The 15,887-nt window shown below is 51.3% G+C and carries 18 protein-coding genes; 8 read left to right on the plus strand and 10 right to left on the minus strand.

The window, feature by feature from the left end; all coding sequences use genetic code 11:
* Positions 1-27: 27 nt before the first annotated feature.
* The 5 genes from HRU77_15180 to HRU77_15200 form a co-directional block, all read right to left on the minus strand.
* Positions 28-1,662, minus strand: coding sequence for an NAD+ synthase (locus tag HRU77_15180; protein QOJ21907.1), 1,635 nt, complete (start codon positions 1,660-1,662; stop codon positions 28-30).
* A 25-nt stretch (positions 1,663-1,687) separates the two neighbouring features.
* On the minus strand, positions 1,688-3,064 hold the full coding sequence (locus HRU77_15185) for a phosphomannomutase/phosphoglucomutase (protein QOJ21908.1): 1,377 nt from the start codon (positions 3,062-3,064) through the stop codon (positions 1,688-1,690).
* 102 nt (positions 3,065-3,166) lie between these two features.
* Complete coding sequence (locus HRU77_15190) at positions 3,167-3,370, minus strand: zinc-finger domain-containing protein (protein ID QOJ21909.1); 204 nt, start codon at positions 3,368-3,370, stop codon at positions 3,167-3,169.
* A 24-nt stretch (positions 3,371-3,394) separates the two neighbouring features.
* The gene (locus tag HRU77_15195; protein QOJ21910.1) at positions 3,395-4,315 is read right to left on the minus strand and encodes a branched-chain amino acid transaminase; all 921 of its coding nucleotides are present in this window, start codon (positions 4,313-4,315) and stop codon (positions 3,395-3,397) included.
* Between the two features lie 126 nt (positions 4,316-4,441).
* A complete protein-coding gene (locus HRU77_15200) occupies positions 4,442-5,338 on the minus strand; it encodes a hypothetical protein (GenBank protein QOJ21911.1) in 897 nt (298 codons plus the stop codon).
* Between the two features lie 197 nt (positions 5,339-5,535).
* On the opposite strand from HRU77_15200, the gene HRU77_15205 reads away from it, so the two are divergent.
* The gene (locus HRU77_15205; protein QOJ21912.1) at positions 5,536-6,171 is read left to right on the plus strand and encodes a hypothetical protein; all 636 of its coding nucleotides are present in this window, start codon (positions 5,536-5,538) and stop codon (positions 6,169-6,171) included.
* Here the strand turns inward: HRU77_15205 and HRU77_15210 are convergent.
* Entirely contained in the window at positions 6,147-6,959 is an 813-nt protein-coding gene (locus HRU77_15210) for a transposase family protein (protein ID QOJ21913.1), read from the minus strand. The genes HRU77_15205 and HRU77_15210 overlap by 25 nt on opposite strands.
* Positions 6,960-7,100: 141 nt before the next feature.
* On the opposite strand from HRU77_15210, the gene HRU77_15215 reads away from it, so the two are divergent.
* The 6 genes from HRU77_15215 (at position 7,101) to HRU77_15240 (ending at position 12,805) form a co-directional block, all read left to right on the plus strand.
* The gene (locus tag HRU77_15215; protein ID QOJ21914.1) at positions 7,101-7,313 is read left to right on the plus strand and encodes a hypothetical protein; all 213 of its coding nucleotides are present in this window, start codon (positions 7,101-7,103) and stop codon (positions 7,311-7,313) included.
* Between the two features lie 168 nt (positions 7,314-7,481).
* Positions 7,482-8,714 carry an OsmC family protein gene (locus HRU77_15220; protein ID QOJ21915.1) on the plus strand — a complete coding sequence of 411 codons (1,233 nt, stop codon included), beginning with the start codon at positions 7,482-7,484 and terminating at the stop codon, positions 8,712-8,714.
* Between the two features lie 7 nt (positions 8,715-8,721).
* Entirely contained in the window at positions 8,722-9,123 is a 402-nt protein-coding gene (locus HRU77_15225) for an RNA-binding S4 domain-containing protein (GenBank protein ID QOJ21916.1), read from the plus strand.
* Between the two features lie 26 nt (positions 9,124-9,149).
* Positions 9,150-9,935 carry an aldolase gene (locus HRU77_15230; protein QOJ21917.1) on the plus strand — a complete coding sequence of 262 codons (786 nt, stop codon included), beginning with the start codon at positions 9,150-9,152 and terminating at the stop codon, positions 9,933-9,935.
* 338 nt (positions 9,936-10,273) lie between these two features.
* Positions 10,274-11,482, plus strand: coding sequence for an HD-GYP domain-containing protein (locus HRU77_15235; GenBank protein QOJ21918.1), 1,209 nt, complete (start codon positions 10,274-10,276; stop codon positions 11,480-11,482).
* Between the two features lie 78 nt (positions 11,483-11,560).
* Positions 11,561-12,805 carry a vanadium-dependent haloperoxidase gene (locus HRU77_15240; GenBank protein ID QOJ22209.1) on the plus strand — a complete coding sequence of 415 codons (1,245 nt, stop codon included), beginning with the start codon at positions 11,561-11,563 and terminating at the stop codon, positions 12,803-12,805.
* A 29-nt stretch (positions 12,806-12,834) separates the two neighbouring features.
* Here HRU77_15240 and trmB read toward each other — a convergent pair whose 3' ends face one another.
* The 4 genes from trmB to HRU77_15260 all read right to left on the minus strand — a co-directional run bounded on the left by trmB (position 12,835) and on the right by HRU77_15260 (position 15,320).
* Positions 12,835-13,500: a tRNA (guanosine(46)-N7)-methyltransferase TrmB gene (gene trmB / locus HRU77_15245; protein ID QOJ21919.1), complete on the minus strand. Its 666-nt coding sequence runs from the start codon at positions 13,498-13,500 to the stop codon at positions 12,835-12,837.
* A 30-nt stretch (positions 13,501-13,530) separates the two neighbouring features.
* Entirely contained in the window at positions 13,531-14,343 is an 813-nt protein-coding gene (locus HRU77_15250) for a thiazole synthase (GenBank protein ID QOJ21920.1), read from the minus strand.
* 41 nt (positions 14,344-14,384) lie between these two features.
* Positions 14,385-14,588 carry a sulfur carrier protein ThiS gene (gene thiS, locus HRU77_15255; GenBank protein QOJ21921.1) on the minus strand — a complete coding sequence of 68 codons (204 nt, stop codon included), beginning with the start codon at positions 14,586-14,588 and terminating at the stop codon, positions 14,385-14,387.
* A 219-nt stretch (positions 14,589-14,807) separates the two neighbouring features.
* Positions 14,808-15,320, minus strand: a complete 513-nt coding sequence (locus tag HRU77_15260) for an ATP-binding protein (GenBank protein ID QOJ22210.1) — start codon at positions 15,318-15,320, stop codon at positions 14,808-14,810.
* Between HRU77_15260 and HRU77_15265 the strand changes: the two genes are divergently transcribed.
* On the plus strand, positions 15,286-15,741 hold the full coding sequence (locus tag HRU77_15265; protein ID QOJ21922.1) for a helix-turn-helix transcriptional regulator: 456 nt from the start codon (positions 15,286-15,288) through the stop codon (positions 15,739-15,741). The genes HRU77_15260 and HRU77_15265 overlap by 35 nt on opposite strands.
* Positions 15,742-15,887 lie beyond the last annotated feature (146 nt).

The following is a 15,887-nucleotide window of genomic DNA, read 5'->3' on the forward strand; positions in this document are numbered from 1 at the left end:
TAGCGATTTATTATTCTAGTTCCAGCGCTACTGCTCATTTGCCGGTGATAATAAATCCCGATGATCGGATGTAATGGGGTAACGCCATGCCGTGCCGAAATCGCAGCGGGAGATGCGGATTCCCGGTGGCGATTGGCGGCGTTTGTATTCGTTGCGATGGATTAACCGGATCACTTGCGCGACAACGGCTGCATCGTGATTTTGTGCGATGATCTCAGTCGGTGAGTAGTTCTTTTCCACGTAGGCTTCGATGATGGCGTCCAGAATCTCATAAGGCGGCAAAGTGTCTTGATCGGTTTGGTTGGCGCGCAATTCGGCGGATGGGACGCGTTGGATGATGCGCTCGGGAATGACGCGATTGATCCGGTTGCGGTATTCGCATAACTGATACACCCGGGTTTTGCTGATGTCTTTCAAAACCGCGAAACCGCCCGCCATGTCGCCATACAGCGTGCAATAGCCGGTCGCCATTTCGGATTTGTTGCTGGTCGTCAGCAGCAGCGCGCCGGTTTGGTTGGATAGCGCCATCAACAAGGTGCCACGGATGCGCGCTTGCAGATTTTCCGGCATGGTGGTCGATGCGGCGGCGTCATGAGAAATGTCGAAAGCGTGTTCGACGGTGGCCACAGTGTGATCGAACAACGATTGGATGCTGCATTCGGTGTGCTTTACACCGAGCAATTCGGTCATTTCATGGGCGTCCTGCACACTGATATCCGCTGTGTACTGCGACGGCATCATGACGGTGGTTACATTGTTCGCACCCAGCGCGTCGGCTGCGATCGCCAGCGTCAAGGCGGAATCGATGCCGCCGGAAAGCCCCAGAATGACGCCGGGAAAACCGTTTTTCCGCACGTAATCTTTTACCCCCAGGCACAATGCGTGGTAAACACTGGCAATCGCGGATTGCGTAGCCGGTAGATTGGCTTTTACCGGTTGTTTAACGCGAATCTCAATCAACTCGACGGCTTCGGCAAATTCCGCCGACTGCTGCGTGAGTTCACCCAGTCCGTTCATGACGAACGATGCGCCGTCAAAAACCAGCTCGTCTTGCGCGCCAACCAAGTTGACGTGAATAACCGGGATGCCGGTGCGTGTGATGATGCGGTGCGAGATTTGATAGCGGGAGACTTGCTTGTCGATATGGAAAGCCGATGCGCTGAGTACCAGCAATATATCGGGATTGCCGTAGGCGGCCGCATCGGGCAATCTTTCCAGCCAAAAATCGGCGCAAATCGCGATGCCGAACGTTATTCCGCCAAGCTCGAAAATGCAGGGGGCAGTACCGCTATCGAAGTAATAATGCTCGTTGAAGAACGGGGAAGCGCTGAGGATTCTTTTGTGATAGCGGTGCAGGATTTCACCGTCGCGAATCACCGTAGCGGCGTTGTACAACTTGCCGTCCTGAAAATGCGGGTGACCAACGATCAACGTGATGCCTTGAACCGCTTCAACCAGTTCCGTCAGGGCCTGATCGCATGACCGGCAGAAGGTTTCGCGCAGCAGCAAATCGGCGGGAGGGTAGCCGCACAACGCCAGTTCTGGCGTGATGACTAATGCTGCGTCCGCTTGTTTGGCTTGTTCCGTTGCCGCCAGTATCTTGGCGGCATTGCCGCGGATATCGCCGACCGTGCAGTTGATTTGTGCGACTGCGATACGCATCGTGGAGCAAAACCGCGATCGCGGACTAGAACGGCAGTTGCGCGTCCGGTTTGGCTTGCAGGATATTGCGGCGGAAATCTTCCTGGATGCGTTGCAGCGCGGCTTGGTTATCGGCTTCAAAACGCAGCACGACAACCGGTGTGGTGTTGGAGGCACGCGCCAGGCCGAAGCCATCGCGGTATTCAACGCGCAAACCATCGGTGGTGATGACTTGCTGCGGATTATCGAACGTGGCGTTTTTCTGCAATTGCGCGATCAGCGTGTGATTCTCGCCTTCCGCTGTGCGCACCTGCAATTCCGGCGTGTTGAGACTATCGGGGAGATTTTTCAGCGTGGCGGTGATGTCTTGTTCGCGGCTCAGCAATTCCAGCAAGCGCGCCCCGGCGTATAACCCGTCATCAAAGCCGTACCAGCGTTCTTTGAAGAATAAATGCCCGCTCATTTCCCCGGCCAGCAAGGCTTTTTCTTCGATGAGCTTGGATTTGATGAACGAGTGGCCGGTTTTCCACATCACCGGCGTGCCACCGTGCTGGCTGATCCACGGCGCCAGATTGCGCGTGCATTTCACGTCGAAAATGATTTTTCCGCCGGGATTGCGCGACAGCACGTCGGCGGCGAACAGCATCAGTTGCCGGTCGGCGTTGACGATATGGCCGTCCTTGGTGACGATGCCGAGCCGGTCGCCGTCGCCGTCGAATGCCAAGCCGATTTCTGCGTCGCTCGTTTTTAGCGCTTGAATGACGTCGTGCAGGTTATCGGGTACCGAAGGATCGGGGTGGTGGTTAGGAAAAGAACCGTCCACATCGCAGAATAATTCCGTCACCTGGCAACCCAAGCCGCGATAAAGCGCCGGTGCATAAGCACCTGCTACGCCGTTGCCGCAATCGACCACAATTTTGATCGGACGCGCCAGTTTGATGTCGCCGGTAATGCGCTGCAAATAAGTTGCGGCGATGTTGTGCTCGGAATAATTGCCCGCGCCCTGCGTCAGATCGTTGTTTTCGATGCGCAGGCGCAACGCTTGGATGGTGTCGGCTGCCAGTGTCTGACCGCCCAGTACGATCTTGAAACCGTTGTATTCGGGGGGATTGTGACTGCCGGTAACCATGACGCCGGAGTACCGGCACAGTTCGTGCGCGGCGAAGTACAGCATGGGTGTGGCCACCATGCCGACGTCGACGACATCGATGCCGCTTTTGCGAATGCCGCGTGCCAGCGCTTGCGATAATTCCGGTCCGGATAACCGGCCGTCGCGGCCGATGGCGATGGCGGTCAGATTTCTGGCGCGTGCTTCGGAGCCGACGGCATGACCAATTTTTTCGACATTTTCCGCGGTGATTGTTTTGCCGACAATGCCGCGAATGTCGTACGCTTTGAAAATTTCATGAGGAATGGCTGGCATAGGTTAATCGTCCGAAAGAAAGAGTGTTGATAAAACGCGATCCACCATCATTGACCCCGTCGCTATCGCCGCAACGCAAGTTTGCGCGGAAACCGGCTGGTTTTAATGATGCCCTGCGACAGCGCCGCCTTTCAATGTGTAATGTGTGCCGCAGTAGGGACAAAGCGCTTCACCGGTGGCTTCGATGGGGAGAAAAACCCGTGGATGGGTATTCCATAGCATCATCGCCGGTGTCGGGCAATGCAGCGGTAAATCGTCGGCGGTGACTTCGATTTCTCGGCTTTTATTATTGCTTTGTTGATTCATATGAGTAACTCCAAAATAACGGGATTAAACCAGGGTAAGCCAGTCGGCGTGATTTTTAGCTCTGCCTTTGACACAATCAAAGAATAAGTTTTGCAGTTGTGCCGTGATCGGGCCGCGCTTACCGGCGCCGATGATGCGATTGTCCAATTCACGGATCGGTGTGACTTCGGCGGCGGTACCGGTGAAAAAGGCTTCGTCGGCGCAATAAATTTCATCACGGGTGATGCGTTTTTCAATCACGGGGATACCGAGTTCTCCAGCCAATTCGATAATCGATGCGCGCGTAATGCCTTCCAGGCAGGACGTTAGATCCGGCGTGTACAGTTTGCCTTGCTTGACGATGAATATATTTTCCCCAGAACCTTCGGCCACGTAACCCTCCACGTCCAACAGCAAGGCTTCGTCGTAACCGTTCAGCGCCACTTCCTGGTTCGCCAGAATGGAATTGGCGTAGGTCGTGACCGATTTGGCGCGGCACATATTGATATTGACGTGATGCCGGGTGAAGGATGAGGTTTTGACACGGATGCCATTTTCCAACGCTTCCGGTCCTAAATACGTTCCCCATGACCAGGCGGCAATGGCGACATGCACCGATAACGTTCTGGCGGAAAGTCCCATCGCTTCGGCGCCATAAAAAGCGATCGGGCGGATGTACGCGGACGACAGTTTGTTTTGTTTGACCACATCGCGTTGCGCTTGCATGATCGTGGCCTTGTCGTACGGCATTTTCATCATGAAAATATGTGCGGAATTGAAGAGGCGGTCGGTATGCTCCTGTAAGCGGAAAATCGCCGCGCCCTGCGCGGTTTCATACGCGCGTAATCCTTCAAATACACCTAAACCGTAATGCAACGTGTGTGTTAACACGTGCGTATTGGCATCCCGCCAGGGAACCATTTTCCCGTCATACCAGATTACACCGTCACGGTCAGCCATTGACATTCAGGAACTCCCGATAAAAATTTCTAAAAGGCGCATATTCTAACGTATTTTTACCGCAGCGATGAAATACAGCAACATGAATGGAATTCTTTCACGGCATGCGTACGGCCACCCGCATCACCGCCGTTATAAATGCTCGAAATATGCCTCGAATTGCGACCGGACATCGCGGGGATTTTGCACAATAGACTGAATCATTTGAAAAATCGGATATTTTTGTGTGTCCAATAGGCGATACCGGCGAATCATCTTTAGGGTATGCGGCCCCTCGCCGGAAATGTTGCCGGTTTCTTCGCGCGCCAGTTTGCGGCCTAGTTCATGATGATGCGAGCTTTCGCTGGTCGCCGTGGTGATCAAGTCGCCCAATCCCGCTAACTGATATGGACTATCGGCCTGTCCACCCATCGCCAGCACAATTTGGCTAAGCTCACGCAGTGCCGCGGCGGCCAGAAACCCGCGCACGTTATCGCCGAGTTGCAGTTCATCGGCCATACCGAATGCCATCGCATAGACATTCTTTAAAATTACCGACCAGCTGATGCCATCGATGTCAAAAGTATGCTCGATATGCAGCCGGGTGTGACTGAAGCAGGTTTGCACAATGTTGAATGCGGCGGGATCGAGGCTGCCGAGTTGCGCAAATGCGTGCCGTCCTACGCGGATTTCCTCGGAAATCATCGGACCGTACAGCAGTGCATACGGTTGTTGCGTCCGCAGGTTTCCGGCAAAGATTTGCGCCGCTGTTTGCCCGGATTCATCGAGTCCTTTGGCGATGCTGATGCAAAGGCTGGTTTTTTTCAGCAGTGGTGCGATGTGTTGAACAACTTCGCGGTGCGGATTAACCGGCAGGCAAAATAACACGATGTCGGCATGCGCTGCGCTATCCTCCAAAGCGGCATAGAGATAATCGTTTTTGGGAAATTTCTCCCAGATACTCAGCCTATGCCGGTCTTTGAGCAGATATTCCATCGCATGCCCCATTTCGCCGTGACCCAGGACGAGAATTTGTAATGATACAGTCATAGTTAAAGCTCATGTATAGCGTTAATTCATGCTGATAATATAGTCTTTGGATGCGACAATTTGCCGCATTGTAAAAGAAAGCATTATCACCGAAAATCGGGCGGTCGGGCTTGTGAGAATTTTGGAATCGATTTTGTTTGTAGATTAATATTTGTAATCAGATGCAATCTAAATCACTTTTCCGGATTGCATATTAAATGACCGGATGCAAACCGCAAAAACCTCATATGATGCTAACCATTCAACAACAGACTTCTATTCTGCAACTCATACTGGCGCTGTTTAATACCGCGCCAGGCGCAATGAATCTGACAATCCTCGGTTTACAGCTACAGAATGGTCAATTATTGACCAATTTAGCGCAATCCTTGGCGCAAAGTGCTTTATTCTTTGACAAACATTATCTCGTGCAACTAAGTCACACGGAATTTGCCACCTCATTTATCGACGATTTGGTTGGTAACCGTGCATCGGAAAGTGATAAAAATCTGATGGTTGATTTTATTGCGCACAAGCAAGCTAACGGCGCAACGCAAGGTGAAATCATTGCGGAAGTGACCGGTGCTTTGTCGTCTGTATCATTCTCAGATCCCAACTGGGGCAAAGCTTCGCTGCATTACAATACTCATAATGTATCCAGAGTCGTCAATCATTTGTTTGATAATACATTTTCGCCGGCCAATAAAGCGGTGGTGGTCGATCATATGCTCACGCAGATATCTGCCGGTAAGACCTTCGGCGATATGGTCGTGTGGGTGGTCGATACGATAGCGAGTGTTGATCGTGACAATGTAGTATGTAAGAAATCTCAGGGTTGTTTACAGAGAGGTTGATTGAAATAAGCGTTGAGTATTTCATAAGGGGTAGCATTATTCAAACTCTTATGAGGCTTAACGGTATTGTAGAAGTTAATGAAACGGAGAAGCTGAATGCGTCGATCGGCGCTGTCTTTAAAGTGAATCTTACTGTGCCACATGTCCATCAGAGTACGGATGACCCGCTCAGCTTTCCCGTTGGTTTGAGGACGATTGACACGAGTAAACTTCTGACCGATACCGTGTTGCCTGCAAACTTTGACAAAAGCATGATCGTCAGTTCCTTTAAATTCCGTGCCGTTATCGGAATAAGTGCAATCGATTTGATAAGGACATTGGGCAACAGTAGCGATGAGAAAGCAAGCGGCGCTGTATTGAGTTTTATCGGGGAAGATATCGGCATACAATTCCCTGGAGAAATCATCGATGGCCACAAACAGGTACTCGCGAGGTTTATTGGCAGACTGTCCTTTCAATAATGGAAGCCGCTTGGTATCGAGGTGAACGAGCTCGCCCGGATAAGATTTGTTATAGCGCTTCGCTTCGCGCTTGAGACGTTCCTGGATGGTTTGCTCTACTTTAGCCAAACGTTTGAGGCCATACTGCAGTGTCTTGAAGCGCTGATTGGTACTGCTACGCGGAGTAAATTCCTGGAGTCTGGCTCGTTTCAGTACGTCATAAATCGTTGGCCGGCTGACGTGAAAGTATTCTGCCAGCTGAACTACCTTCCACAGCCGGGTTTGATACAGCCGCCAGATTTCCTGACGATCCAATAATGTTAAACGAGTGCGTTTGTGTATGTTCATCTACAGTATTCTCCTGAATACTGTAAACAACGCTAGAAATTCTTACATGTAGTATGGGGAAGTGCGGCGGCGCTTTTAAGCAACCGCACCGAGGTTGCCAAATATTACTCGATTGACCGGGCGGGCATTGCGATCGATCATGTGCTTCTGCAAAAAATTTTGGCGGAAGTTACGGTTGATGCCCGTACGATTGTGACCGCCAAAGCTGCGATCGATAACTTGCTCAGTGATGGCGGTGCTTTTGCCAGTCATTCTGATGGCGATTTGCGCTTGGATGAGGTGCTGAAAATGCAAAAACGTAATGTATCATCCATGCCGCAAGGAAAAACAAAGTCGACCGAAGTGGCGATTTGATCGCAGGCAGCATTGACCTTTGCAGCATTCGACATAAACTCGAATTACCCCGGAGCTTATTAATTTTCCCGCGAAGAAAAGAATCTTTTTATTCTATTTTTGGTACTATTTGCCAGCAGCATTCAGCATAAAAAAGTTTCTGATCCGTTGTTGAAAGGTAAATAGTCCATGTCCCGCATTGAAGCCGTATTTCAAAATTCGCAAGGTCAATCGTTATCCGGCTTGCTGGAAATGCCATCCGGCGCGGTCAAGTCGTACGCGCTGTTCGCGCATTGTTTTACCTGCTCCAAAGACAATCCGGCGGCGGCACGGATTGCGCTGGCTTTGGCAGATCGCGGTATCGCGGTATTGCGTTTCGATTTTACCGGCCTCGGCAATAGCCAAGGGGATTTCTCGAATACCAATTTCTCCTCCAACTTGCAGGATTTATTAGCCGCGGCGCGTTATCTGGAGCAGCACTATGCCGCTCCGGCGTTGCTGATCGGGCACAGCCTGGGCGGTGCGGCTGTGCTGGCGGTCGCTCAAGATCTGCCCTCGGTCAAAGCGGTGACCACCATCGGCGCACCGGCGACAGCCGCGCATGTCAAGCATTTGTTCGTCGATTCTTACCGGAAATTGCAAAATGAAGAGTCGGTGCAAGTCGAATTGGCGGGAAGAAGTTTTAAGATACGGCGCCAATTCATCGACGACTTGGAACAATACAATTCAGTAGCGCATATCGGTGCGCTAAGGAAAGCGTTATTGATATTTCATTCACCGTTGGATGAAATCGTTTCTATCGACGAAGCGGGGCGAATCTTTGCCGCGGCCAAACACCCGAAGAGCTTTGTGTCGCTCGATCATGCCGATCATTTACTTTCCAATCCGCACGATTCTCATTATGTCGCGGAAGTTTTATCCGCCTGGGCCGGCCGTTATCTGAAAACCGCTCAGGCTCCGGCCAAAACAGATGGAGTTCAGCAGCCAGCCGTTGAACCGGGCAGTGTGATCGTGCGCGAAAGCGATAAAAAATTCACCCGCGAAATTCTGACACCGAATCACCGCTTGATTAGTGATGAACCCATCGCATTGGGCGGCGCCGATCTTGGGCTCAATCCCTACGAATTGTTGCTCGCGGCATTGGGTAGTTGCACTTCGATGACGCTGCGTATGTATGCGAATCACAAGCAAATTGATTTGCAGGATATTCATGTCGAATTGCATCACAGCCGGATTCATGCCGAAGACTGCGGCGGTTGCGAAAAGCAGAAAACGCAGATCGATGTCATTACGCGCAAAATTCAACTGAGCGGCAATCTGAGCGAGCAGCAACGAAACCGCTTGCTGGAAATCGCCAATCAATGTCCGGTGCACAAAACGCTGAACAGCAAGATACAAATAGAAACCCGTCTGGTGGATTAGCTTCGCTATGCAATCGGACGATACTGTAGAAAAATTCCGCATCGACAAATGGCTGTTTGCAGCGCGTTTCTTCAAAACACGTTCATTGGCCGCCGAAGCGATCGAACGCGGCCGGGTAACCGTGAATGATCAAAGGGTTAAACCGGCCAAAGTGCTCGCTGTCGGAGATAGATTAACTATTCGCATTAATAATTATCAGTATGATGTTGAAGTATTGGGATTATCCAATAAAAGAGGATCCGCACCGGTAGCTCAGCAGTTGTACCGTGAAACCGATGAAAGCCGGGAAAAGCGGGAGTTGCTGGCAGCCCGCTTAAAAGCGCAGCCGCAGCCGTGTTACACCAGAGGGCGGCCAACTAAGCGCGACCGGCGCGAAATCGAGCGGTTCATTTCCAATCACGACGAATAATAGAATATTAAAATCCGGGAAAAAATATGAGCAATGACACTTTCAATTTAAACAAAGAGCAATTGATTCAACAATCGTTCGTGCAAATGGATAAGCATTTGCAAGGCGCCAATTACACGCAAGCGCAAAAGCTGGCGCTCACGTGCCGGATTCTGTTTGATAACGGTCACGATTCCGGGCTGGCGGGACAAATCACCGCGCGCGGCGAACAACCGGGGACTTATTTGACGCAGCGCCTGGGGTTTGGCTTTGATGAAATTTGCGCGGGTAATTTACTGCTCGTCAATGAAGATTTACAGGTTTTGCAAGGCGACGGCATGGCTAATCCGGCCAATCGTTTTCATTCCTGGCTGTATCGCGCCCGGCCCGATGTGCAATGCATTATCCACACGCATGCGGTGCATACTGCCGCGCTCAGCATGCTCGAAACCCCGCTGGAAATATCGCATATGGATAATTGCGTACTGTACGACGATGTGGCTTTCCTGCCTAAATGGCCCGGTGTGCCGGTCGGCAATGAAGAAGGCGAATTGATTGCCAAAGCCATTGGCAACAAACATGCGTTATTGCTGGCGCATCACGGCTTGTTGATCGCCAGCTCGAGTATTGAGGAAGGCTGCATTCTGGCGCTCGCCTTTGAACGCGCGGCGCGCATGCAGTTGCTGGCGGCTTCCGCCGGAACCATTCAGCCGATTGACCCCGATCTGGGCCGGGAAGCGCGCGACTGGATTTTGCGCGGACAGCGCAGCGCCGTGGCTTTCGCTTACTACGCGCGGCGTACTCTGAGAAAGGGCGCCGATTGTTTGCAATAAATCATGCGTTGGGGGATATTCCATTGTCAGGAAAATGGCGCATGATTTTTCCTCACTAATCCAACGGCCGATCCGGTTCGCGGATCATATTACCGGTGCCGGTTGCAATTACCGCTAAATTTTAAAGAGATCCGCAAGCCCGGGTTGCGATGATTTGAATACCCCTATAAAAACCACGTAATCCTACCGTTAACTCACCGACTGAAAAATGCACAATATACACATTTCTTTTTCGGCTGGGATTTCAATCTGAAACCCGGATTAATCGATCCGATCTTGATGGCAGGGGCCGGATTTAAAGATATAAGTAATTTCTCTACTTTTTATATTGAATCTTTATGATAAAGAAAGTGCAAGCAAGCGATGTCCGGTTGGGGATGTACATTCATGCGATCCGCGGTAATTGGCTGGAGCATCCGTTTTGGAAAAAATCATTCAAGCTGGAGCAGCAAAAAGACTTGGATAAGCTTGTAAGCTGTGATCTGGATGAGATATGGATCGATACCAGCAAAGGGCTTGACGTTGCCGGCGATAAAAAGATTCATACGGAAAGTCCTCAGCCTGCAAAGCCGATCATTAACAGCACGCCGCCGCCAGTCAAGAAACCCGTGGCGCGGGTTTCGATGGAAGAAGAATTGGATACCGCCAAGAAAATCCAAAAGAAAGCCAAAGAAGCGGTGACTTCGATGTTTAGCGAGGTGCGCATGGGAAAAGCGCTTGAAATCGAAGGCGCGGAGTCGCTGGTCGAAGAAATCAATCAATCGATGGAACGCAACCCGAATGCACTACTGACATTGATCCGGCTGAAAACTGTCAATGAGTACACCTACATGCACTCGGTTGCGGTTTGCATGCTGATGGTGGCACTGGGAAGACAGTTGGGGCTGGATGAAGCGCAGATCAAACAGGCGGGCACAGCCGGATTGTTGCACGACATCGGAAAAATGGTGATTCCGAACGAGGTGCTGAACAAACCGGGTCAATTGACCGACGAAGAGTTTGCCGTCATGAAAAGCCACCCGGAGCGCGGCTGGGAAATTCTCAAATCCTGTTATCAAGTGCATGAAACGGCTCTGGATGTGTGTTTACACCATCACGAACGCGTCGATGGCAAAGGTTATCCGAAAAAACTATCCGGTGAGGCGTTGACACTGTTTGCCCGCATGGGAGCGGTGTGCGATGTATACGATGCGATTTCTTCCGATCGCTGCTACAAACCCGCCTGGTCACCGGCGGAATCGATACGCAAAATGGCTTCGTGGAAGGATGGGCATTTCGATGAAACCGTGTTTCAAGCTTTTGTGAAAACAATCGGCATCTATCCAAGTGGCACCTTGTTGAAACTTAAATCCGGGCGATTGGGGGTGGTGATGGAGCAATCCACGAAAAAATTAACCACGCCTATCATTAAAACGTTCTTTTCGACACGCGCCAATGCGCATATTCCGGTTGAGATTCTGGATTTATCCAAAGGCACCGACGGCATAGAAAAAATTGAGGACCCGGTTCAATGGGGATTTGACATCAATAAAATACAAGGGATATGAAGGGTTCCGTGACCTTGATCAATACAGTGCAAGCGGAAATATTTATACTGCAAAAAATAATCCATGTGAAGAGGACTGATAGTGATGACCGGTAAATACCAGAAAATACAGAACGTGCTTGTTGTTACCTCGTTTTTATTGATAACGGCGCCGCTGAACGCAACCGCCGATGCGGTAACCGACTGGAATCAGCGCGCGGGCGATATTGTGGTGAACGCCAAGATCGGGCCGTTACCGGCCGAACGGGCGCTGGCGATTGTGCAAGCATCCGTTTACGAGGCGGTCAATGCGATTACCCAACGCTATGCGGTGCAGGATACAAAATTGCAAGCCGCGCCAGGTGCGTCGGTTGAAGCGGCGGTAGCCGCGGCGAATCGTGCGGCGTTGACCCAACTGGTGCCGTCGCAACAATCGGCGATCGATCACATCTATCAAGCCGCATTGGCCGTGATTGCCGACGGAGAGAGCAAGGCCGGCGGCATCGCCGTGGGTGAAAAAGCAGCGCAAGCGATCCTGGCATTACGCGCCGGTGATGGCGCGGCTGCCGGTGAGTCTTACCGTCCTTTCACGAAAGCGGGCGTCTATGTGTCCACAGTGATTCCCGAAGCGCCGCAGTGGATGCACCGCAAGCCTTGGCTGATGTCGCAACCGGCGCAATTCCGCCCGGCCCCGCCGCCGGAATTGGGCAGCGAATTATGGGCGCGCGATTATAACGAAGTTAAGGTGCTCGGCGCCAAGAATAGCCGGGAAAGAAGCGCGGAACAAACCGCCATCGCCCGTTTCTGGGAAGAAGTCATGCCGCCGATTTACCACGGTGTTGTACGTTCGGTCGCCAATATGCCGGGCAGGGAAATTACCCAAAACGCCCGCTTGTTTGCCGCCGTGACGCAAGCTTCGGACGATGGACTGATCGCCGTATTCGACGCCAAATATCATTACGGCTTCTGGCGGCCGGTGACGGCGATCCGCAACGCGGATATCGACGGTAATGACGCAACCGAGCGCGATGCTGCGTGGCTGCCATTTATAGATACACCGATGCATCCGGAATATCCTTGCGCACACTGCATCGTTTCCGCTGCCGTCGGCACGGTACTGCAAATCGAAATCGGCGACGGTCAAACACCGCTGCTGACAACGACCAGCACTGCTGCGGGTGGCGTGGCGCGCAGCTGGACCAATCTGAGCGATTTCATGCAAGAAGTTGCCGACGCGCGTATTTACGACGGTGTGCATTACCGTAATTCCGGCAAAGTGGGTTCCGAGATGGGGCGGAAAATCGCCAATCTGGCTGCTGAGAAATACGCATTGAAAACAAAGTAAACCGGAAAAATCCAGTGGCGTGCAAGGCTTCAGCTTTTCTGGAAAATCAAATCCCATACGCCATGGCCAAGCTTGATCCCTCTTTGTTCAAACTTGGTCAATGGCCGGTAATCCGGCCGTGGCGCATACTCCGTTGCGGTATTGCTGAGCTGCGGCTCCTGACTCAGCACCTGCAAAATTTGCATGGCATAGTCTTCCCAATCGGTCGCAACGTGAAGATACCCCCCCGGTTTCAAATGGCTGCATAAGCGGGCAACGAATGCCGGCTGAATCAGTCTGCGCTTGTGATGCCGGGCTTTCGGCCAGGGATCGGGGAAAAAGATGTGTATGCCGTCCAGGCACGCGGAGGGCAACATATGCTGCAACACCGCCACGGCATCATGTTGGATGATGCGCAGATTCGTCAAACCGTGCTGTTCGATTTGATTGAGCAGGCTGCCCACGCCGGGCGTATGTACTTCGATGCCCAGATAATCGTTTTCCGGATGCGATTGCGCGATGATCGCGGTACTTTCCCCCATGCCGAACCCGATTTCCAGAATTTTAGGCGCTGGACGGCCAAACACCTGATCCAGATCGAGCAGGTTCTCGCTGAATGGAATGCCGTAGGTGGGCAGCAACATTTCGCAGGCGCGGCGTTGCGCGTTGGAAACGCGTCCTTGGCGAAGAACAAAACTGCGGATGGATTGTTGCATGAATTCAGGGGGTGGCAATAGCCAAACCGGTCAGGATTTACCGTCGGCCGGTTTCTTTTCAGTTTTGGCTATGACACCTTCCGTAGGCGAACTGGGACTGGCGCTGTAAAGTTTTTTCGCCATGCGGCCGGCCAGATAAGCTTCGCGCCCGGCTTCGACGGCTTTGCGCATGGCCGAGGCCATCAAGACCGGGTTTTGCGCAGCGGCAATTGCGGTGTTCATCAATACGCCGTCGCAACCCAATTCCATCGCAATGGTCGCATCGGAAGCAGTGCCGACACCGGCATCGACCAGCACCGGGATTTTTGCGTTATCGATGATGATTTGCAGATTCCACGGATTCAAAATACCCATGCCGGAGCCGATCAACGACGCCAGCGGCATCACGGCTACGCATCCCATCTCTTCCAATTGCTTAGCCATGATTGGGTCGTCCGATGTGTACACCATCACCTGGAATCCTTCCTTGATCAAGATTTCAGCGGCTTTGAGCGTTTCCACCACATTCGGGTACAGGGTTTTGGGATCGCCCAGCACTTCCAACTTTACCAAACTGTGGCCATCGAGTAATTCGCGCGCCAGACGCAATGTGCGTACCGCGTCGTCAACCGTGTAACAGCCCGCCGTGTTGGGTAGCAGCGTATATTTCGACGGCGGCAACGCGTCCAGCAGATTCGGTTCGTTGGCGTTTTGCCCGATATTGGTGCGCCGGATTGCCACCGTAATGATTTCCGCGCCGCTGGCTTCCACCGCTGCGCGGGTTTCGTTGAAATCCTTATATTTACCTGTGCCGACCAGCAAACGGGACGAATACGTTTTGCCGGCAATGACTAAATTGTCCATGCGATGATATTTTTTAAAGTGTTTTAAAACGAAATGACCAACTAACCGCCGCCGACGGCGACGACGACTTCAAGCTGATCGCCATGCGTCAGCATCTGTTCCGAAAACCGGCTGCGCGGCACGATCTCACCGTTGCATTCGATGGCGATGCGTTTGCCGTGCAGCGCAAGGTGATCGATCAATTGCGCTACATTAATCGGCGCTTCGAATTGTTGCGGCTGTCCATTAATAGTGAGCTGTATCATGGATAATCAAGCGGGGATTGATATTTCAGGTTAACCGGATGAACAATCAAAAATCAGGGTGAATTTTATCATGTGGGCAATAAGGCATTGGAGTAATTTATTTGAACCGGTAATGATAAAAGTTATATTGCAGCTAAAACCGCAGCTTACCGGCCATCGTTCCGTGAGTTTGAACAAACCTTGTATTTTTATGGGTACTGCCGGAATGATGCATGAAGTCTATTGCTTATCCAATCTGCGATACTGAATCGCTTCCGCAATGTGTTGATTGCTGATTTTCTCAACTCCCGCCAAATCCGCAATGGTTCGCGCCAGTTTCAGAATACGGTGATACGCACGGGCGGACAGGTTCAAACGGCTGATGGCTTGCGTTAACAGATTTTCGCTGGCGCTATCGAGCGCGCAGTGCTGATCGATTTCCTTGACGCTCAGACCGCTATTGGTTTTTCCTTGCCGGTTCAGTTGTAATTGATGCGCTTTTTCAACACGCTGGCGGATGGCGCTGCTTTTCTCACCGGTAGTCTGTTGTTTCATCAGCTCTTGTTGCGGTACCACAGGAACTTCGATTTGCATGTCGATGCGGTCGAGTAACGGGCCGGAGATTCGTCCGCGGTAGCGGGCGATTTGGTCGGGGGTGCAGTGGCATTTGCCGGAAGGGTGGCCCAGGTAGCCGCAGGGGCATAGTTGCGTTGCCTTTTTGCAATATGCCCGTATTTCTCTTAAATCATTAATTTTTAAGTCTTATGATTTTGAGCCTAAAACTCTTGGTGAGCATGTATTAAAGCGCAGGCTTTTTCTCAAGCTATCCCAACCTCAATTAGCCAAGTTATTAGGAGTTGCTGCCGAAACAGTTCTGAACTGGGAATTAAATTACAGGAAACCGAGTATTAACCACATTGGAAAATTAATTCAGTTTCTTGGTTATGATCCGGAGTTACCAAACCCAAGTTCGATTGCTGAGTTATTGCTGGCCAAGCGGAGAGAATTAGGTTGGGCACAGAAAGTCGCTGCCAAGAATCTTGGTGTTGATCCTTGTACTTGGTCGAGTTGGGAGTGTGGTGGGATAATTATGATGAATGAGCATCGGCGAGCTGTTGCTTTGTTTCTTGGTATAAATCAAAATATTATTGACGAAAGAAAAGGAGTGGAATAAGAAACATGGCAAGTAAATCAGATTAATGTTAATTGCTTACATTTGCGATTTTTGATTTTTTGACTGAAGTGATCCGCTTCTTGGGCAACTTTTACCTAAATTTGTATTTTAAGGGAGTGCATTATTAAAAATTAAGCAAGTGTTTG

It is taken from the genome of Gammaproteobacteria bacterium, assembly GCA_015709615.1.
GTDB lineage: Bacteria > Pseudomonadota > Gammaproteobacteria > Burkholderiales > Nitrosomonadaceae > Nitrosomonas.

Coding starts and splice junctions, on each gene's coding strand:
- thiS (QOJ21921.1), bottom strand. CDS start 14,588: ATGATACAGCTCACTATTAATGGACAGCCGCAACAATTCGAAGCGCCG.
- trmB (QOJ21919.1), bottom strand. CDS start 13,500: ATGCAACAATCCATCCGCAGTTTTGTTCTTCGCCAAGGACGCGTTTCC.
- HRU77_15200 (QOJ21911.1), bottom strand. CDS start 5,338: ATGACTGTATCATTACAAATTCTCGTCCTGGGTCACGGCGAAATGGGG.
- HRU77_15180 (QOJ21907.1), bottom strand. CDS start 1,662: ATGCGTATCGCAGTCGCACAAATCAACTGCACGGTCGGCGATATCCGC.
- HRU77_15220 (QOJ21915.1), top strand. CDS start 7,482: ATGTCCCGCATTGAAGCCGTATTTCAAAATTCGCAAGGTCAATCGTTA.
- HRU77_15185 (QOJ21908.1), bottom strand. CDS start 3,064: ATGCCAGCCATTCCTCATGAAATTTTCAAAGCGTACGACATTCGCGGC.
- HRU77_15225 (QOJ21916.1), top strand. CDS start 8,722: ATGCAATCGGACGATACTGTAGAAAAATTCCGCATCGACAAATGGCTG.
- HRU77_15210 (QOJ21913.1), bottom strand. CDS start 6,959: ATGAACATACACAAACGCACTCGTTTAACATTATTGGATCGTCAGGAA.
- HRU77_15250 (QOJ21920.1), bottom strand. CDS start 14,343: ATGGACAATTTAGTCATTGCCGGCAAAACGTATTCGTCCCGTTTGCTG.
- HRU77_15235 (QOJ21918.1), top strand. CDS start 10,274: ATGATAAAGAAAGTGCAAGCAAGCGATGTCCGGTTGGGGATGTACATT.
- HRU77_15205 (QOJ21912.1), top strand. CDS start 5,536: ATGACCGGATGCAAACCGCAAAAACCTCATATGATGCTAACCATTCAA.
- HRU77_15195 (QOJ21910.1), bottom strand. CDS start 4,315: ATGTCAATGGCTGACCGTGACGGTGTAATCTGGTATGACGGGAAAATG.
- HRU77_15190 (QOJ21909.1), bottom strand. CDS start 3,370: ATGAATCAACAAAGCAATAATAAAAGCCGAGAAATCGAAGTCACCGCC.
- HRU77_15230 (QOJ21917.1), top strand. CDS start 9,150: ATGAGCAATGACACTTTCAATTTAAACAAAGAGCAATTGATTCAACAA.